This is a genomic window from Paenibacillus sp. FSL K6-1096, assembly GCF_037977055.1.
In the GTDB taxonomy this organism is placed as follows: domain Bacteria; phylum Bacillota; class Bacilli; order Paenibacillales; family Paenibacillaceae; genus Paenibacillus_AQ.
Genome location: NZ_CP150274.1, coordinates 3,360,963 through 3,378,081 on the forward strand (window position 1 = coordinate 3,360,963; position 17,119 = coordinate 3,378,081).

The following is a 17,119-nucleotide window of genomic DNA, read 5'->3' on the forward strand; positions in this document are numbered from 1 at the left end:
TCACCTCCTGTTGCCTGTTCTTGAATTCTGCTATCTGGGAATGATATACGATATGGATGTTCCCCGGCCAGGCACACTGTCAATCTTAAGACCCGTTCCGTACATTTTGTGCAGGCGGCGCTGAATATTCCGCAGGCCGATGCCCCCCTCCGTCCGTTCCTCAGACAGCACCTCGGCAATCCGCTCCGGAGTCATGCCGACCCCGTTATCCTGAACGGCGACTCTAAGGCTGCCGGGCAGCAGCTGCACAGACAGCTGCACCGTACCTCCGGATTCCTTCTGCATCAGGCCGTGGTTCACGGCATTCTCGACAATCGGCTGAATGCTGAGCGGCGGGACCATTCCCATAATATCGTCCGGCATATCATACTGGATCTGGAGCCGTTCATCGAAGCGCGCCTGCTCCAGTGCCAGATAGGATTTAACCAGCCCGAGCTCCTTATCAATCGGAACCGTCTGGCCCCGGTTCTGGAAGTCGAAGCTGCTGCGCAGATACTGGCTGAGGTCCAGCAGCAGCTCTGTCGCCTTCTCCGGGTCCTCAGGACATACCGAAATAATGGCATTAAGTGCATTATACAAGAAATGCGGCTTAATTTGAGCCTGCAGGAAGGCAATTTCCGCCTGGACAGAGACGCGGATCGACTTGCGCATATCCAGCAGGGTCTGTACACGCGCCTTGAACTCGCGCAGCTCCACCGGCTTGCTCAGATAATCATTCGCCCCCGCCTCGAAGGCGGCCAGAATATCATCGGGACGGCTGCTGGACATCAGCACCAGAATCGGCAGCTCGGACAAGGCGAACCGCTCACGGATCGATTTGCACAGCAGCAGCCCGGGCAGCTCGGGCATCACCCAGTCGGCAATGACCAGATCAAGCTCAGGATGCTGCTGGATGATATGGACGGCCTCCACCCCGCTGCTGGCGGTAATAACGGTATGGTTCTCCAGTTGCAGCACTCCGGTCAGGACGCGAAGATTGACCGGATCATTATCCACGACCAGAATCGTACAGCAATCGGCCGGCGGCGGCTCCGTCACTGCTTCGGGAAGCTGCAGCGCGGCGGCGGTCTCCCAGACGGCCGATTCCGGGAATTCCTCCTGCAGCGCATGGCTCTGCCGCAGTATAGGCTGGGTGAAGCGGAAGACGGAGCCGTGGCCGACCACCGAATGGGCCTCAATCTCCCCGCCTGTCAGCTCTACCAGCCTCTGGGTGATGCTGAGGCCAAGCCCGTTCTCCTTGTAGACCTTGTTCGCTGCGGGGCCGCTCGGATCATAGGCATCAAATATGCAGCGCAGCCGTTCAGGAGCTATGCCCTCGCCTGTGTCCGAAATAATAATGGCAACATACTCTTCTTTAACCTCGGCAGACAGGGTTATCACGCCTCTGGGGGTATAATTCACCGCGTTTGCGAGTAAATTGTGCAGGATCTGGGCAAGGCGCTGCTCGTCCGTCTCCAGCAGCGGAAGCTGCCCGGGCAGACTCAGCCGGAATTCAAGCAGGCTGTTCCCGTAGATCTGGCGGGTTACCTCCATAATGGAGGAAGCTGACGTCCGCAGATCAACGGCCTGCCGGCGCAGAGAGAGCGAGCCGTGATTCAGCTTCGCAAAGTCGGACATATCATGAATCAGAGCGGTCAGCCGCTTGCCGGTGGAGACAATCGTGAGCAGCTGCTCACTCTGGGCGCTGCTGATGGAGCCCGCTGTCCCCCGGGCCAGCACCTTGGCCAGATTGACAATGCCCTGCAGCGGCTCGCGCAGCTCCTTGGAGGTATCGGAGATGAAGTCGTCCTTCAGGCCGTCCAGCGTCAGCAGGCGGCGGGACAGCTGCTCCACCTCCAGGAAGGAGGATGAATACTTGCGGGTCATCACAATCGCCTGGATGAAGCCGAACAGGACAATCTCGTAGGAGATGATGAAATAACTTAAGGTCAGGCCCATGACGCTGACCAGATAATAAATAATGACTACGCTGAGACTCTCGATGCTGACCATCATCAGGAACATATTCCTGGCGCTCTTCCGGGTACCCTGCACCATCGTGTAGAGGACGAAGCCGATGCTCACCGAGCCCCAGGTCAGCAGCAGGAGTTCCAGGTAGGAGAACAAATAAGCGGGCACGAAGACGGCAATCAGCAGCAGCAGCGCTGTAATCAGCCTGGAGGCCTTGATGACTGCAACCGATATCGGATAATTCACAGAGTTAGCAACATAGTGGAGCAGATAGTAATAGACCAGAGTGGATGAGGCCAGCTGCAGCTTAAGAATAACCTCATAGGGGAAGCCGGGCATCGCCCAGGTGATGAGCTTCTCGCCGTGGGTTAGAACATAGACAAATGCCGCGATGCAGAACAGCCCCAGATAGAGCGTAACCCCCCGGCTCTGTCTGACCCTGGAGAACATCAGCAGGAATAAGGCGAGCACGAAGAACCCGATCAGTGAAGCTCCGTCCACGAACAGGGCAAGCTCCCTGTGCTTCAGGATCGAAGCCTGGTTGCCGATGACAATCGGCTGAACGATGCCCCCCGAGGAATAGCTGTAATTGGCCACTTGAACGATAATCTCCATCGTATCTCCGGTCACCGAGGCGAAGCCCATTAAGGGTGCGTTGTTCTGTCTCCCCTCTTCAGCAGAGGCGGCCGGGGTGCCGCTGCTCCCCAGCTCCTGCCCGTTCAAGAAGACTTTGCTGGCGCTGCGGATGTTGCTGGTGCGCAGGCCATAGACCTCGGCTTCCCCTGCGGGAATCCGGGCCTGAAGACGGTATGTAGCGTATCCTTTGGCGGCGGGAGCACCTTGCCCGGCAATGTCCTCATTCCATTTCCCGGGAACCCGGGCCATCGCAGATACAGCCGGAGCGCCCGGTTTCCCGCCCGGGAGCCGGAAGTCCTCCGGCGTCAGCAGGGCCCCGCGGTACATCTCCCATTCCCCGTTCAGCTTCACGACACCGTCGTGCCGGAAATCCCAGGTACGCAGGTCGATCAGGCCCTGGCGGGCTTGCGGCATGGTTACTTCACGGGGATGCAGCGACTGAAGTACAAGGATTAGCGGAACGATCAGCACCAGCGCCAGACTGCCGAGAATACTCAGCCAATACTTTCTCATAGATCCTCTGCCATTCCTTTCTGGTTGTCATTGTATAAATTATACATTAGGAACGGTTCCCTTACGCAAGTGAAACGGCTTTGCCGTCCTTTTATAAGGACGGCACCCGTTTCAGCGAGAAATATAAGGATAAGTTATCATGTGAAACATATAAATTCTTATATTTTAAAAAAAGCCGATTCCTATATTTCGGAATCGGCTTGGCATCTGATTAGATTTTAGGAGGATGGAATATTTTACTTGGCTTCAGGAGCCGCAGCTCCGGCAACACCGGCGGAATCAGCGGTCTGCTCCTGGCTCTTCGTCAGGCAGATATTCAGAATAATCGCGGTAAGCGAACCGGAGACGATCCCGTTCTGCAGCAGCATCCGGGCGAATTCCGGCAGCTGGTCGAACATGGACGGGAGCACAGCCGAGCCGAGACCCACGGCAATACTGCAGGCGGCAATCAGCAGATTGCCGTCCTTGCGCAGGTCCACATCGGCCAGAATCGACATCCCGGAGGCGGCGACGGAGCCGAACATGACAATCATTGCCCCGCCCAGCACCGCATTCGGCACAACCGTGGTCAGTGCGGCCAGCTTAGGCAGCAGCCCGAGCACGACCATAATCCCGCCGGCCGCAAAAATGACATTGCGCGTCTTCACCCGCGTCAGCGACAGCAAGCCCACATTCTGGGAGAAGGCGGTGTAGGGGAAGGCATTGAACAATCCGCCGAGCATGATGGCCAGCCCCTCGGAGCGCAGGCCGTTCACGATCTGCTTCTGCTCGACCTTCTGGTCCGTTGCTTTGCCTACAGCAAAGTAGACCCCTGTTGATTCGACCATGGATACAATATTAACGATGATCATCGTGAAGATGGCGGTAACGCTGAACTGCGGCCAGCCGAAGTAGAACGGCTGGGCCACGCTGACCCAAGAGGCTGTAGTCACCGTAGAGAAATGTACAATGCCCATGAAGTAACCGATGGCTGTGCCAACCACGAGGCCGACCAGCACCGAAACGGAACGCAGGAAGCCGGTGGTCAGCCGGTTCACAGCCAGGATAACCAGCAGTGTAATTAGCGCCAGCAGCAGATTGCGGGGCTGTCCGAAGTCGGCGCTGCCCTGGCCGCCGGCCACATTATTCATTGCCACCGGAATCAGTGACAGTCCGATAATGGTCACTACCGATCCGGTAACTACGGTCGGGAAGAACTTCAGCAGCTTCCCGTACACCGGGGCGGCCAGTACCACGAACAGGCCTGAGATTATAATCGCACCGTAGGCTGTTGCCAGATTAGAGCCTGAAGCAATGGCGATAATCGGGCTGACGGCGGTGAAGGTACAGCCAAGGACCACAGGCAGTCCGCTGCCGAAATACTTGCTGCCCATGACCTGCAGCAGGGTAGCGAGACCGCAGGTGAACAAATCCGCGGCAATCAGGTAAGCCATCTGCGTACCGCTTAAGTTCAAAGCCCCTCCGACCACCAGCGGTACGATCACCGCTCCGGCGTACATCGCCAGCACATGCTGCAGCCCGAGGGCAAATATCTTCTGCTTGCTTAACATTCTGCACTCTCCTTAGTCCGTTCTCCCTGATCGATGAAATGAATCTCGCCCGGCGACATCGAAGCGATCCGCGCCAGCGAATGTACAGGAATGCCGCGCTGCTCCAGCAGGCCGCGCCCTTCCTGGAAGCTTTTCTCAATGACACAGCCGACCCCCAGCAGCTCTGCGCCGGATTCGGCTACGATATCGCACAGCCCTACAAGCGCAGCACCGGTAGCCAGGAAATCATCGACGATCAGCACCTTATCTTCTGGTCCCAAGTACTTCTGTGAAATACTGATCAGGTAGTCCTCCTGGCGGGTGAATGAATGGACTGCCGCCGAGTACACTGCCTCCGAGAGCGTGACCGCCTTCTTCTTCTTGGCATAAATGAACGGTACTCCCAGCGCAATCCCCGCCGCCATGGCGAACTGGATGCCGCTGGCCTCCACCGTCAGCACCTTCGTCACCGGCAGGTTACCGAAGATTGCGGCGAATTCCTGCCCGATCTGCAGCGCCAGCTCCGTATCCACCTGATGGTTCAGAAACGAATCTACTTTCAGTACGGTGTCTGACAGAATGCTGCCCTCTTGTCTGATGCGTTCCTCCAATACCTTCATTACAGCCGTTCTTCCTCCTTTGAAATCAAAAAAGACAGATCCCCTGAGCGTTTCTCTCAAGTGAATCTGTCCTTCTGGGTTTTTGTCCCTGGGTGGTGTAACACAAGTAGATGTGTCCGCATCGCTTGGACCAGCCCTTCTTCGAGCTGCAGCTCAAGAAACGGAACCCTAGATGCGCTATTTCACTCATAGTCGGATAATTGCAGTGGTTATCCGGTAGAAACTTATGGGCCCTATTCCCAAGATTATATGAGTTATAATAATGCCTGTTTTGAAAACCTTCGTTTATCTTACACGCTCCTTTCATTGCTTACAAGCCAAATTTTAAGGATAAATGCGGCGAATTTCATAATTTTTCATGAACAAACGGCATAAGGAACCCTTGGCTAGAATATACTGGCTCAGACACGGGAGCAACTATGTAAATTTAGGATTTCGGGTGTTTTATTGATGTCTTCTATTTCGCTGTGCCTCTATTAAAAGTATAATCATATAGTTACGTATTCTAACTGAACAAAGGCGGCGAACTATGAGCATAAAACAACAAGTTTGGTTAGCAACATCAGCTTCTATACTGCTGCTTGGCAGCATGATTATTATATCAATGCTTAATATGGAAGGAGGATTGCGGTTCATCACCGCCGGGCTTGGCGCAGCCGGCATTCTGGCCGGGGCGGGACTTATATTCAGCATTCAGCGGAATATAGAACGGGGCTTAAGCCGGATCACCGACATCTCCCGCGATATTGCCGAGGGGATTCTGAACCCCGAGGCTGCTGTACGCAGCGATGAGTTCGGACAGCTCGCTGTCTCCTTCTACGGGCTTGCGGCCGATCTTCACCACCGGACCGCTGAAGAACGGGAGCTGCGGCTGAGAGCCGAAGAAGAGGCCTGGATCAATACACGGGTATCGGAGATGGCCCTGCTCCTTCAGGGCTCTGTGCAATTGCAGACAGCCTCGCGTGTATTCATAGGCAGGCTGGCTTCGGCTGTCGGAGCCAACTATGGAGCCGTATATCTGAAGCAGGAAGACCGGCTGCACTTCACAGCCGGTTATGCCTTCGATGAGTCTGCGGCGCTGCGGGAGCCGATTCAGCTGGGCAGCGGCCTGGTCGGGCAATGCGCGCTGGATGAGCAGCTGCTGGTTCTCCGGCAGCTGCCTGAGGATTACATCAAGGTCCGCTCCGGGCTGGGGGAGGCTTCCCCGTCAACACTGATCCTCGTTCCGCTCAAGCATGAACAGGAGGTTGTGGCTGTCATGGAGCTGGCTGCCCTGAATCCGTTCAGCCCGAAGGAGATGCAGTTAATCGAGCGTACCGGACAGAATATGGGCGTGCTGATCAACACCTTAACCGGCGTGGCCCGGATCGAACAGCTGCTGAACGAAACGCAGCTCCAGAAGGAAGAGCTGGAGACGCAGACGGAAGAGCTTCAGGCCCAGACCGAGGAGCTGGAGGCCCAATCCGAGGAGCTGATGGCCCAGACCGAGGAGCTTCGCCTGCAGACTGAGCAGCTGCATGACCAGAAGCTTCAGCTGGAGGTGCAGGCAGCGAGCCTGCTGACCTCCAATGAACAGCTCAAGACCCAAATGGAGCTGACAGAGGAGCAGAAGGCTGAGATCGAAGCCCAGGCCGACGAGCTGAAGCAGCAGACGCAGGAGCTGTACACCTCCAACCTGGAGCTGCAGCAGCAGATGGAGCTGACCACCCGGCAGACGGCAGAAATCAAGGCCCAGGCCGACGAGATCACGGCAGCTAACCGCGAGATGCAGGTCCAGCTGGAGATTTCAGAACGGCAAAAGACTGAGATTGCCGAGCAGGCCGGCCGGCTTCAGGCCCAGGCCAGCGAGCTGCTGGCACAGAAGGAGCAGCTGCAGAATCAAACCGAGGAGCTCAAGGCCCAGACCGAGGAGTTGCAGTCTCAGACGGAGGAATTGCAGGACCAGGCCGGTGAGCTGGAGGCCCAGAAGGAAGAGCTGGCCGCTTCCCATATTCAATTGCTGTCCCAGATTGAGCTTACCGAACAGCAGAAGGAAGAGATCCAGACCCAGGCCCAGGAGATCTTCCTGGCCGCCCAATACAAATCCGAATTTCTCGCCAACGTCTCCCATGAGCTGCGCACTCCGCTGAACAGCCTGCTGATCCTCTCGCAGATCCTTGCCGAGAATAAAGAAGGCAATCTCCAGGCGAAGCAGCTGGAATATGTGCATACCATCTTCTCGGCAGGCAAGGACCTGCTGCAGCTGATCGATGAGATTCTCGATCTGGCCAAGCTGGAGGTCGGCAAGATGACCGCAGTGATTGAACCGGTCGGGCTTCAGGATCTCAGCAACCATATCTTCCGCCGGTTTGAGCAGCAGGCCAAGAAGAAGAGCCTGCGGTTCGATGTCCATGCGGACAGCCGCCTGCCCGATCATCTGATGACTGACGGCCACCGGCTGCAGCAGATTGTCAACAACCTGCTGTCCAATGCGATCAAGTTCACACCGGAGCAAGGCTCCGTCTCCCTGTCCATCCGCACCAGCGGTGATGAAGTGATCTTCTCCGTCAGCGATACCGGTATCGGGATTGCCGCCTCCAAGCTGGACAGCATCTTCGAGGCCTTCCAGCAGGCGGACGGCACTACCAGCCGCAAATATGGCGGTACCGGACTGGGTCTGACAATCTGCCGCGAGCTGGCTGCCCTCCTCGGCGGACGGATTGAGGTCGATTCCACCGAGGGCAAGGGCAGTACCTTCTCCCTGGTGATTCCGGCGGTTGAGCCGGGAGAGGATGCCATGACCCTGGCTGCTGCTGCATACACAGCGCCGCTTCCTGCCGAGCTGCCGGCGGAGAAGCCCGCAGGGCGGGAGCAGCAGACCTTCCGTGAATCCTTTGTTCCCGATATTTCCATCTCCAATCCGAAGCTGCTGCAGCATAAGGAAATGGAGGATGACCGCGACAACCTGCAGAGCGGCGACATTACCCTCCTGATCATTGAGGAGGACGCCGAATTCGCCGCCAGACTGCTGGAGCTGGCGCGCAACCGCGGCTTCAAGGCAATCGTTGCCTTCCAGGGTGACCAGGGGCTTGCCCTGGCCCATGCCTATAAGCCGGACGCCATCCTGCTCGACCTGCATCTGCCCGTGCTGGACGGCTGGGCCATCATCAGCCGGCTGAAGAGCCGGCCGGAGTTGCGCCATATTCCGGTGCATGTCATCTCGACTGCCGAAGAGAACCAGCAGAGCCTGTCGATGGGCGCCTTGTCCTTCTGGAAGAAGCCGAATGACTATGCCGAGCTGGAAGCGGCCTTCCTCCAGATTGAGACCTATATCCGCCGCCGGGTGAAGAGTCTCCTGATCGTGGAAGACAATCAGGATCTGCGCCGCAGCCTGGTGGAATTCATCGCCCATCCCGATGTGAACATTATCGCGGTCGGAACCGGAAGAGAAGCGATGGAGCATCTGGGCAGCCATCATTTCGACTGCATGGTGCTCGATCTCGGCCTGTCGGATATTGCCGGCTTCGACCTGCTGGAGCAGATCAAAACCAACCGCAAGCTGCAGACCCTGCCCGTCATCATCTATACCGGCAAGGATCTCAGCAAGACCGACGAGCAGCGGCTCAAGCACTACGCCGAGAGTATTGTCATCAAGAATGTGCGGTCTATGGAGCGGCTCTATGACGATACAGCTCTGTACCTCCACCGCAAGCACGCGGACCTGCCTCTAGACAAGCAGCGCCTGATTGAGAATCTCCATAATCCGGAGTCGGCTTTTGCCGGCAAAAGCATTCTGCTGGTGGATGACGATATGCGTAATATTTTTGCGTTATCCAGTGTGCTGGAGGGTTATAATATGGAGATAAGTTTTGCCCAGAACGGCAAGGAAGCGCTGGAGCATCTGGAGACACACCCCGGCACGGAGCTGATCTTCATGGATATCATGATGCCGGAGATGGATGGTTACGAGACGATGAAGCACATCCGGCTCAGACCGGAATATGACCAGATTGTCATTATCGCATTGACCGCCCGCGCCCTGGAGGAAGACCGGGTCAAATGCCTGGAAGCAGGGGCCAACGATTATATCTCGAAGCCGATTAATACCACCCAACTGGTACGAGTGCTGAAATTATGGTTGATTCAATAGGAGGAGTCATGGAGTATCCGATTAATATCTTAGTTGTAGATGACCGGGCAGACGAGTTTCTGTCCGTTCAGGCATTGCTGGCCGACTCTCCCTACCGGCTGGTCAATGCCCTGTCAGGGATGGATGCCCTGAAATGCCTGCTGGAGCAGGAATTCGCCCTCATCATTATGGATGTGCTTATGCCGGGGATGAACGGGTTCGAGACGGCGAAACGGATCAAGATGCGCCAGAAATCGCGTGACATCCCCATTATTTTCCTGACCTCCCTGACCTCCGAATTAGAAAATTATATGATGGCCTACACCGCCGGGGCGATCGATTATCTGACCAAGCCGTTCCATCCGGTGGTGCTGAAGAGCAAGATTGACGGCTTCGTCCGCCTCTATCAGACGCGTAAGGAGCTGCAGCTGAAGACCCAGGAGCTGGAGACGGCGAACAGCATTCTGACCGAGCTGAAGGAGACTGCCGAGGTGGCGCTGCGCATCAAGAGCGGCTTCCTCGCCATGATGAGCCATGAGATTCGTACACCGCTGAACGGGATCATCGCCATGTCCGATGTGCTGCGCTCCTCCGAGCTCTCGGCGGACGATCAGGAGATGGCCGAGATCATTCATACCAGCGGCCATGCGCTAGTCTCTGTCATCACCCACATCCTGGACTTCACCAAGATTGAATCCGGCAAAATGGAGCTGGACTCTGAGCTCTTCAACCTCCATTCCTGCATCAAAGAAACGGTCGATCTGTTCAAAGCGCTGGCTAGAGAGCGCAATTTAACCCTTGAAACCACCATTGACCCTGATATTCCCGCCCTGCTGGTCGGCGACTCCAACCGCCTGCGGCAGGTACTCAATAATCTGATCGGCAATGCCATTAAGTTCACGATCACCGGCGGCGTCAAAGTGAAGGTCCAGCTGAAGCAGGTACTAGACAAGCTGCTTGAGCTGGAGTTCATTATTGAAGATACCGGCATAGGCATTCCGGCAGACAAAATGAAGTATCTCTTCCAGCCGTTCACCCAGATCAGCGCTACCATCAACCGCAAATTCGGCGGAACCGGGCTAGGTCTGTCCATCTGCAAAATGCTGGTCGACCTCATGGGCGGTACGATCTACGCGAAGCCGGACGTCTCTGACGGGGCAACCTTCATCTTCACCATCCAGGTGGCTGAGGGCCAGCCGGAGTGAGGCCTTGCCTCGTATTTAGCTCAGAAAGCTCCCTCTTCAATGGTGAAGGGGGAGCTTTCTTACTGTAGAATGGAATAGACAGACTGCGGAAGGGGATGAACTTTACCGGTGGGAAGCTCCAGATTACCCTTGTTCCAGCAAAACTTCGTTTTACAGGCACGAAGCAGAACGCATCATTGGGAAGGGGCCGGTCCCCTGTCCATCAAGACATTCCGTAACGGCCGGGCCTATTACCAGACAAAACTCGGTCATTATGCTGTTGAAAAAGAGGGCTACCTCCTTTTGAATGAAGGGGAGCAGTACGCTATAACCATTGAATCAGAAACAGAAGTGGACTCATTCTGTATATTTTTCAAGGCTGGCTATGCAGAAGAATTTCTCAGAGCCATTCATGCAGGGGTAGAGAAGTCCCTGGACGATCCTTTTTCCGAATCGAAGCACCCGTTGCAATTCTATACAAAGTCATACCGGCACAGCCATCTGATCACTCCGCTTATGGATAACTTCAGGAATGACCTGCCTGACCTCGGCGGCGAGAATCTCTGGCTAGATGAACAGTATCAGAAGCTAATGCAGGCACTGCTTCATGTGCATCAGAATATGTCTCACGAAATGAATACTGTCCCCGGCACGCGCCCGGCAACCAGGGAGGAATTGTTCCGGCGGTTGACCATAGCTTATGAGTACTTACATGCTTATTACAACCACAACGTAACCCTTGAAGAAGTATCCAAAGTTGCGTGCCTCTCCAAAAACCATCTGATCCGCAGCTTTCGCCACTTTTTCCAAAGGACACCTCATCAGTTCATCATCGAAAAAAGGATGCTTGAAGCACAGCGTCTTCTTGCTCAAACCGAAATCAGTGTAACTGAAATTAGTCTGCGTCTTGGCTTCGAGAATGTCTCTTCCTTCAGCAAGATTTTTAAGCAAAGAACGGGATGCTCACCCCAGATGTTTAGAAAAAAGTGATTTTGGATAAGCAAGCTGCATCCGCACATGTTACATTTACTCCGTGGAACATACAACTTTTCAAGGGAGTGATATGCACATGAGTTCAGATTTTCAAATTAAAGGCATTGGACAAATATCCATCCGTGTACATGAGTTGGAGGCTGCCACCCGGTTCTATCAGGAGACTCTTGGCCTCAACCTGTTATTCCAGATCCCGAACATGGCCTTCCTGGAGTGTAACGGTCTGCAAATCGTTCTGGGCGTTGCCGAAGACCCCCGGTTCGATCATCCCAGCTCCGTGTTCTATTTCAAAGTTGATGATATTCACTCTGCATACGAAACACTGGTAGAGCGAAACGTACAATTCCTGGATCAGCCACATAAGGTCGCCGAGATGGGTGGAACCGCCACCTGGATGACGTTCTTTCAGGACCCCGACCAGAATGTACATGCCCTGATGAGTGAAGTGCCTGTGTCCGGATAGTGGCTGATACGTTTAGTTAATTAATAATTTGGGTTCCTCATTCGGAGCCCCTACGATTGTATTTTCGCTGAAGGTGAGATACTGGCCATACTTCTCTACGATAAAGTTGTTAAACGTTCCGTCCGTATTCACTGTGGCAGTGACTGTAGGGGCTCCCTTTTTGGTAAACGTCATTTCGTCCTTATCCCATGAATTGGTCCCTCTTGCTCCCTTATAGCCCTTCAAGTCAAATTCAATCATCGTTTTCGCATCTTTCACTGCGTTCTTCGTCAGTGCATCTAATGTCAGCTGTTTGCTCTTTGCCCCCTTTGCTTTCCCTTGCTGCTGTACGCCTGCCTGAAGCAATTGCAGTGTTTGTTCTTCAATGGCGAAGCTCGCATCCACAGAATTTGCTTTATACCTGTACCGGTACACATCCGGCTTACCCTCACGGATAAATACACGATCAAGCTTAGCCCCCGTCTTAACCTTGCCATTGGTAAGCTTGGATATGACCTGGGCTGCTTTCTTCTGCACACTTGCCGGAGCCGCATCAGGAGCATAATTCACACCATACGCCTGCTCACTCTCTTTCATATACACTTGCTTGTTCTGCTTGGCATTCGCTGAGATCGTCCCCACACTATAGATGGACTCGGAGATATTCACATATTTCGGGTTTTCGCCCGGGAACAATGCTTTCCACGCTTTTTCCAGTTTCGTTTGGTACTTCCCGCCGTTTAGATCTTCATAATTGACGTTAATCCCGATATTTTCGAGCTTTCCGCTTTTCTGATAAGAAATAATATCGTACTTGAAGTTCTCCCGCTTAAAATTCACTACATCCTTCATCACCGTTCCCGGAATTAACGTATACGTATTGCCGGTCAGCTCTTTAAGCTTATCCTGGGCCTGCTGCATCAGCTTCTGATCCGTCTTAACCTCCTGTGAAGCATTCGCATTTACCTTGTTAGATGCATTTGCCTGGACGGGTGCCTGGCATCCCAGCAGACTTCCTGATAATAAGGCAGCGCCGAGGAGCGGGACAATTATTTTTCGGTTCATAGTAATGAACTCCTCTCTATTCAATTAACAATTTGGGTTCTTCATTTGGAGAGCCGACAATGGTCATTCCATAATAATCGATGCTCTGATCATATTTATCCACAGTGAAGCTGGTAAACACTCCGTCTGCATTATATCTGGCAGTTACTGAAGGAGCGCCGTCTTTGGTAAAAGTCATGTAATCCGCATCCCACGCGTTGGCTCCTTTTACTCCCTTATAGCCTTTCAGGTCAAGATTCAGCATCGTTTTGGCACCGCTTATGGCATTCTTCAGCAAAGTGTCCGGCGTCAGCTTAGTCATCTTTGCCTCGTTTGCTTTTTCTCTTTTCTGGAAAGCTTCATAGCTGTCTACACCTTGTCCATCCGTCTGATGTACATCAGTCTGGAGCAGCTCCAGCGTCTGATCTTCAATGGCGAAGCTGACTTGCACAGCTTGGGACTTATACTTATATTGATACACATCCGGCTTGCCCTCACGGACATACACACGATCAAGCTTAGCTCCCGTCTTAACCTTGCCGTTGGTAAGTTTGGCTATGGCCTGGGCAGCCGTCTTCTCCACGTTTGCCGGGGCATCGCCAGGAGCATAATTCACGCCATAAATCCCGTCGCTCTCTTTTATATACACTTGCTTGTTCTGCCGGGCATTCGCCGAGATCGTCCCCACACTATAGATGGACTCGGAGATATTCACATATTTCGGGTTTTCGCCCGGGAACAACGCTTTCCACGTTTGCTCCAGCTTCGTTTGATATTTTCCGCCGTTCAAGTCTTCATAATTGATATTGATCCCGATAGTCCCGGACGTTCCATTTTTTGAGTAAGAAATAATATCGTACTTGAAGTTCTCCCGTTTAAAACTCACTGTATCCGTCATCGCCGTTCCCGGAATTAACGTATACGTATTGCCGGTCAGCTCTTTAAGCTTATCCTGGGCCTGCTGCATCAGCTTCTGATTCTGATCCAGCTTAACCTCCTGTGAAGCATTTGCTTTCACGTTGTTAGACGCATCCGCCTGCACCAGTGTCTGGTATCCCAGCAGGCTCCCTGACAGCAGGGTTACTCCGAGAATAGGAAGAATTACTTTTTTGTTCATGGGTATAAACTCCTTTGTTTTGTATTTGGTGTTGGGTTGAATCTACAGACAATCAGTTATTACCACCTCCTCTCCATGCCATAGATCGTCCCTTTAGAGGTAAACAGCGCAGTCACGTCCGGAGAACCGGCCTTCGTGAAGGTTAATGTATCGAACCGCGATTCATCTCTGGATACGTTATAATCGGCCAAGTCCAATTTCATCCAGGCTTCAGCCTGTTTCACTGCTTCCTTTTGAAGCGTATCTATGGCGATTGCTTTGGTTTGCTTAACGATGTCATCATACTTCTGCCTGTCATCCAATTTATCCAGATGATCCGACAACGGAAAAGCCACTACCCTCGTAATCTGATTGGTCTCCTGCTGGACATCAATGAGGACCGAGCCCTTATTGGTTTCGTACACGAACTTATACACCGGTTGTTGGTTGGGTCTTAAGATCATCTGACTAACTGACCTTTTACCTTGCTTAAACTCCCCCACCTTATGAAAAGCCTGATCCGCCGCAGCTTGGGCAGCACCTGGAACCTGGCTTTCTCCAACTGTTTGCTTCGCATAAAACCAGCGGCCTTGGTCAAATTCGATGGACCGGTTCTCGTTTCGCGCCTCGATGTGATAGGTGTCCGCCTTATATTCGTACACAATCACTTCTTTGATTGCTTCCCCCTCTGGGAAAATCTCCGTCCAAGCCTTTTGCAGCTGGCTCTTAAACTCCTGATCCTCAATGTCCTCAAAGCGGATCATCCCCGTATGAAAAGACTTATTCCCATCCAACCCCCGGGCATAAATGGTATCTACCTTTTTGCTGGAATTCATTTTTACTTCTTTGGCAAAAGGATTAATGTATTCAAGCAGCGATAGCCGCTCTATAGCTTGAGCCATGACAGGAGTCATGAATACACAGAAGGCAACCATTGACGCTGCGATAACTCCCGCTCTTCTGGTGAAGACCGGCTTGTGCCGCGGCACGCTCCGGGATTCAAGCTTGTCTACAATCTGCCCACTCATGCTGTACTCTAATGTCTCCGTATCCCGGATCATTTGCTCCACTTGATGCATACTGACGGTTTTAGATGGACTTGGTGACCGACGCATTGACTGTTCCTCCTTCCTTAGCTTCCTTCGCCTGCAGTTTTTTGCGAAGGCGTTCATACTTTTTGCGCACCGTTGCCGGTTTCATATTGAGCATTTCACCAATCTCGTTGAAGTCATACCGGTGGAGCGCCCGGAGAACTAAGATATGCCGCTCTTCCGTAGTCAGTAAATCCAGAAGCTCCTTCAGTGTCGTCTGGCTGTCGATTTGCTCCATCGGAGTCTCCGGCTGATCATATTTGTAACGGTCTATGAAACGAAACCACCTTTTTTTGCTGCGGAGCTGATTCAGACTGTAATGGTAGGCAATTTTGTACAGCCACGCCGAGAAGGTCATATTGGGACGATACTTATGTATCTGCTGATACACTCTAATAAATATTTCCTGCAGCGCATCCTCGGCCTCTTCCCTGCTTTTGAGCATATGGTAGCAATAAATGTACATCGGTTTCTCAAAGATTCTTATCAGCGAAGTGAAGGCTTGCTTATCGCCAAGTTTAATCCTCTCCACCAGCTGTTCTATTTCCTCTGCACCCGCTTCATTCTCTCTGTAGTGTCTGTCCAACCATCATCCCCCCTCCCGCCTACACTCTTAAAACACCAATGCCGTTCATTTTGTGACAGCAGCATTTAAGATTTTATAAAAAATAGCACTCTTCCGGAATAAACCTTCCCGTAACTTAAATAACGAGAGGTTTAGTAAGAAGGGTGCATAGCTAAGTATTATACTTCAATCTGTCCGGTATCTGTCAGTGTCGGCATCATCACCTGCCCTGCCCCGCTACCCGCCCACCGCCGCAATCAGCACCGGCAGCACCAGGAAGGAGGCCAGTGTCGTCCAGACGATGCAGCGCGACACCAGCGCCGGCGAGCTGCCGAAGCGTTCAGCCAGCACCACCGAATTGACCGCCACCGGCATCGAGGCCAGGATCAGCAGCACCGAGAACAGGGTGCCCGTGATGTTCAGCACCGTCAGCACCAGCGCCGCCAGCAGCGGGGCAAGCAGCAGCCGGACGCTAAGCCCGGTCCAGAAGGCCAGCTGCACGTTGCGTTCAACCGGGGCAGAGCGGACCTTCACCATCTGCGCGCCGAGGATCGCCAGCACGACGGGCGAATAGGCTGCGGCAGCCATGGATACGCCCGAGGCCAGCTCATGCGGCAGATGCAGGCCTAGCGCCCGCAGCAGCAATGCCAGAATGGCCGCGTAGATGGCCGGGAGCGAGAAAACCGACTTCACGGCGCTGCGCACCGAGAACTGCGACCGGGCGGCGAAGTAGACGCCAATGGTGTTCACGATCACCATCTGGGCGATGACATAGACCGAGGCCTTGTCCAGGCCGAGCTGTCCGAAGGCCAGCAGCACCAGCGGCAGACCGTAGTTGACGCTGTTCGTGAAGGTGGCGATGAGCGTCAGACCGGCGGCTTCCGGCGCGTCCAGCCGCAGTATTTTACCGATCAGGGTGGCTAACAGCCATAACAGCAGCAGATTCAGCAGCGAGAAGGCGAGCGTCTTATAGACATCATTGAAGGAGATCTCTGCCGTAGCCAGCGTATCCAGGATGATAGCAGGACTGAGAAAATACAAATACAGCGTCAGCAGAGGCTTCGTATCCAGATTCTTAAAGCGGCCCAGCAGCGCCCCGGCGCCTACGGGGATGGATAGAGGCACAATCACCTCAACAAGTGTTGTTAGTACAGTCTGAATCACACAGCAGGACTCCTCTGTTCAATAGTTACTCCCTACTATAACCCCTTCGGGGCAGAGGCGTCTAAGACAGGGAATGAATATCTGTAATAGAAGCTGCCTATGACAAACAACCCCACAAAGTGGAGCTTTGCTTTGATGATGACTCAGATACTTTGCGGGGACCCCCAATCAAAAAAACCGCCCC

The 17,119-nt window shown here is 53.6% G+C and carries 12 protein-coding genes and 1 riboswitch; of the genes, 4 read left to right on the forward strand and 8 right to left on the reverse strand.

The genetic code is table 11. The features are described 5' to 3' along the window. Positions 1-30: 30 nt before the first annotated feature. The 3 genes from MHI24_RS14875 to MHI24_RS14885 all read right to left on the reverse strand — a co-directional run bounded on the left by MHI24_RS14875 (position 31) and on the right by MHI24_RS14885 (position 5,248). Positions 31-3,099, reverse strand: coding sequence for an ATP-binding protein (locus MHI24_RS14875; protein WP_340026365.1), 3,069 nt, complete (start codon positions 3,097-3,099; stop codon positions 31-33). Positions 3,100-3,335: 236 nt separating this feature from the next. Further along, positions 3,336-4,649 (reverse strand): nucleobase:cation symporter-2 family protein, encoded by a 1,314-nt coding sequence (locus tag MHI24_RS14880; protein ID WP_340026366.1) that lies wholly within the window; start codon positions 4,647-4,649, stop codon positions 3,336-3,338. Continuing rightward, positions 4,643-5,248, reverse strand: a complete 606-nt coding sequence (locus MHI24_RS14885) for a xanthine phosphoribosyltransferase (protein WP_340026367.1) — start codon at positions 5,246-5,248, stop codon at positions 4,643-4,645. The genes MHI24_RS14880 and MHI24_RS14885 overlap by 7 nt, the downstream gene beginning before the upstream one ends. A 169-nt stretch (positions 5,249-5,417) precedes the next feature. Continuing rightward, a riboswitch (purine riboswitch) is annotated at positions 5,418-5,521 on the reverse strand. A gap of 352 nt (positions 5,522-5,873) precedes the next feature. On the opposite strand from MHI24_RS14885, the gene MHI24_RS14890 reads away from it, so the two are divergent. The 4 genes from MHI24_RS14890 (at position 5,874) to MHI24_RS14905 (ending at position 11,996) form a co-directional block, all read left to right on the forward strand. Then, positions 5,874-9,377 (forward strand): response regulator, encoded by a 3,504-nt coding sequence (locus tag MHI24_RS14890; protein WP_340026368.1) that lies wholly within the window; start codon positions 5,874-5,876, stop codon positions 9,375-9,377. Positions 9,378-9,385: 8 nt separating this feature from the next. Beyond that, positions 9,386-10,561 carry an ATP-binding protein gene (locus tag MHI24_RS14895; RefSeq protein ID WP_340026369.1) on the forward strand — a complete coding sequence of 392 codons (1,176 nt, stop codon included), beginning with the start codon at positions 9,386-9,388 and terminating at the stop codon, positions 10,559-10,561. A gap of 129 nt (positions 10,562-10,690) precedes the next feature. Further along, a complete protein-coding gene (locus MHI24_RS14900) occupies positions 10,691-11,530 on the forward strand; it encodes an AraC family transcriptional regulator (protein WP_340026370.1) in 840 nt (279 codons plus the stop codon). Positions 11,531-11,609: 79 nt separating this feature from the next. After that, a complete protein-coding gene (locus MHI24_RS14905) occupies positions 11,610-11,996 on the forward strand; it encodes a VOC family protein (RefSeq protein ID WP_340026371.1) in 387 nt (128 codons plus the stop codon). A gap of 12 nt (positions 11,997-12,008) precedes the next feature. Here the strand turns inward: MHI24_RS14905 and MHI24_RS14910 are convergent, their stop codons facing one another. The 5 genes from MHI24_RS14910 to MHI24_RS14930 all read right to left on the reverse strand — a co-directional run bounded on the left by MHI24_RS14910 (position 12,009) and on the right by MHI24_RS14930 (position 16,935). After that, positions 12,009-13,040, reverse strand: coding sequence for a hypothetical protein (locus MHI24_RS14910; protein ID WP_340026372.1), 1,032 nt, complete (start codon positions 13,038-13,040; stop codon positions 12,009-12,011). Between the two features lie 16 nt (positions 13,041-13,056). Next, entirely contained in the window at positions 13,057-14,136 is a 1,080-nt protein-coding gene (locus tag MHI24_RS14915) for a hypothetical protein (protein ID WP_340026373.1), read from the reverse strand. Positions 14,137-14,195: 59 nt separating this feature from the next. Further along, the gene (locus MHI24_RS14920; RefSeq protein ID WP_340026374.1) at positions 14,196-15,230 is read right to left on the reverse strand and encodes a hypothetical protein; all 1,035 of its coding nucleotides are present in this window, start codon (positions 15,228-15,230) and stop codon (positions 14,196-14,198) included. Then, positions 15,205-15,792: a sigma-70 family RNA polymerase sigma factor gene (locus MHI24_RS14925; protein ID WP_340026375.1), complete on the reverse strand. Its 588-nt coding sequence runs from the start codon at positions 15,790-15,792 to the stop codon at positions 15,205-15,207. Before MHI24_RS14925 ends, MHI24_RS14920 begins: the two co-directional genes overlap by 26 nt. Before the next feature lie 216 nt (positions 15,793-16,008). Continuing rightward, positions 16,009-16,935 carry an AEC family transporter gene (locus MHI24_RS14930; RefSeq protein WP_340026376.1) on the reverse strand — a complete coding sequence of 309 codons (927 nt, stop codon included), beginning with the start codon at positions 16,933-16,935 and terminating at the stop codon, positions 16,009-16,011. Positions 16,936-17,119: the final 184 nt, after the last annotated feature.